The following is a 1,908-nucleotide window of genomic DNA, read 5'->3' as shown; positions in this document are numbered from 1 at the left end:
GAGTTTGGTTGACGACCCGGACGCGCTTGCCAATTTCATAATTATTGGTTTCTTCGTCACGCGTATCACTCGATCCGTTTTTGTCGGTTTGCCCGGCATTCGCGTTCGGCAGATTGTTCGCGACAGATGTGTTGGGGGTCGACTCAGTGTTGACGCTTTTGTCTGTACTGGTTTGTTGCGACCGCAGTACCTGCTGGTTCGGATCGAAGCTTTCTTCTGTTTCGTGCACTTCGTCATTGTTGATGACGACTGCGGCCCGCGCCCTGACATGCGCCGTGCCCAGCGTAGGGATGAGCATCTCCTCAACAGACTGAGACAGCCTTGTCTCCTCGGCATGACGGAACTTCTCGAATGCGCTCTCCTGACCGTCCTCGCTGTTCGGCTCTCCCGGTTTTGCCAGAACATCGCCGCGTGTATCGACGATCGAGATGGATTGCGGCCTCAACCCCGGCACTGCGGCGGCAACAAGGTTCTGAATCGCCTGTATACCATCAGGTGCGATGCGTCCTCCGTGGCCGATATCGATAACGACGCTTGCTTGAGACGGGTTTGTCTGCACCGAAAACAGGTCACGATGAGGCAATACGAGATGCACCCGCACATTGCGTACTCCCTGAAGGAGCCGGATCGAGCGCTCGAGTTCGCCTTCTAGGGCGCGGGTTTCGTTGATGTTTTGCTCGAATTGGGTACTCGTCAGGGTCGCGCTCTTGTCGAACAGCTCGTAACCAACGCTCCCACCATTGGGAAGGCCATCCTTGGCGAGAAGGAGGCGAGCTTTCGCAACCTGGTCGCTGGATACGTAAAGGCTCGTTCCATCCGGTGAGGTCGAACTCGGAATATGGGCCTTTGACAGGTCTTCGACCATCCGGGCTGCCTCGTTGAGGTCCAGATTGCCGTACACCAGTGCGTTGGGCTGCCCAGAGCCACCAAGCGCGAGATACCCCAGAAGCCCGAGCAGCAGAGCCCCTGCGGCTCCCAGGGCAATCAGCTGATTACGACCCAGCCCCTTTATGGATGTAAGGAGATTTTTCATAAGTAACTGTCGTCAGACGCGATCGGTTTTTGCTGTTTTATTCATGGTCGGCGTCCAATCTCCCGTGTGTTTCCTGAGGTATATTTTTGTATGATGCATCAAATATTTTAGCGTATTGTAAGGCGTCAATTTTTCCAGCCCGAATGCTCCCCGTCCGCGTGGAAGCATGCTCATCATGGGATGTAGGCATTCGTTGGCGGTGTTTCCTTGAGCGGCAGATTGAGGCGGTCCGCGTTCTGATCCTGTGTCAGGCCCGTAGGGCCCTGCGCCACCTGACGAGCGACATTTGGCATGAGGTCAGGTCTGCTCCAGCAGTCCACGCCGTTCCAGCTTTGGGTGCAATATGGCTGCGGCGCAGGTGGTCGCTCGGCTGGAGCGCACCAGTCTTCACCCTGCTGTATGTAACCGGCGTTGCATTCACGACCAGTAAGATGACGTGCGATGTCATCAGCCGCGCACGCAGAAAGCTGAAGACCAGTTATCCCGAGTATGCAGCAACGAAGCATGGGCCTGTAAGAGAAAACGCAGAACCGGAAGCTCATTGCGATCCTTGATCGATAGGGGAGCATTTCAATCACCGATGGGGAGAGGCCGGCATGCGGAATCGCTCGGTCAGCTTCAACTGCTAGGCTCGGCTGCAATCTTGTCGATAGCATTCATGCCTCGCGTCGTCTCCGTCTGGATGAGCTGAAAAGTGAGATCGTAATCGCGCTGGATCTGCACCAGACGGGTTGTTTCGGCTACCGCATTGACATTGCTTCCCTCTAGCATTGCCTGATGCAACTCGGGAGTGGGCATCTGCCGCGTTGGCGTTGTTGGCTTAAAGAGGAAGCTGCCCTCTGCCATGAGTGTCTGGGGGTTATCGACCGTGACAA

2 protein-coding genes are annotated in these 1,908 nt (G+C 55.9%); both read right to left on the bottom strand.

The annotated features are described in order from the left end of the window. The coding region (gene fliF / locus P792_RS39500; RefSeq protein WP_023980051.1) for a flagellar basal-body MS-ring/collar protein FliF at nt 1-1,033 on the bottom strand (1,033 nt) is incomplete at its 3' end. A 618-nt stretch (nt 1,034-1,651) separates the two neighbouring features. Further along, a partial coding sequence (locus P792_RS39495; RefSeq protein ID WP_035440992.1) for a flagellar basal body rod C-terminal domain-containing protein occupies nt 1,652-1,908 on the bottom strand: 257 nt, incomplete at its 5' end.

Source organism: Asaia sp. SF2.1, assembly GCF_000505765.1.
GTDB classification, from domain to species: domain Bacteria; phylum Pseudomonadota; class Alphaproteobacteria; order Acetobacterales; family Acetobacteraceae; genus Asaia; species Asaia bogorensis.
This window is presented reverse-complemented; position numbering and strand designations above follow the sequence as displayed.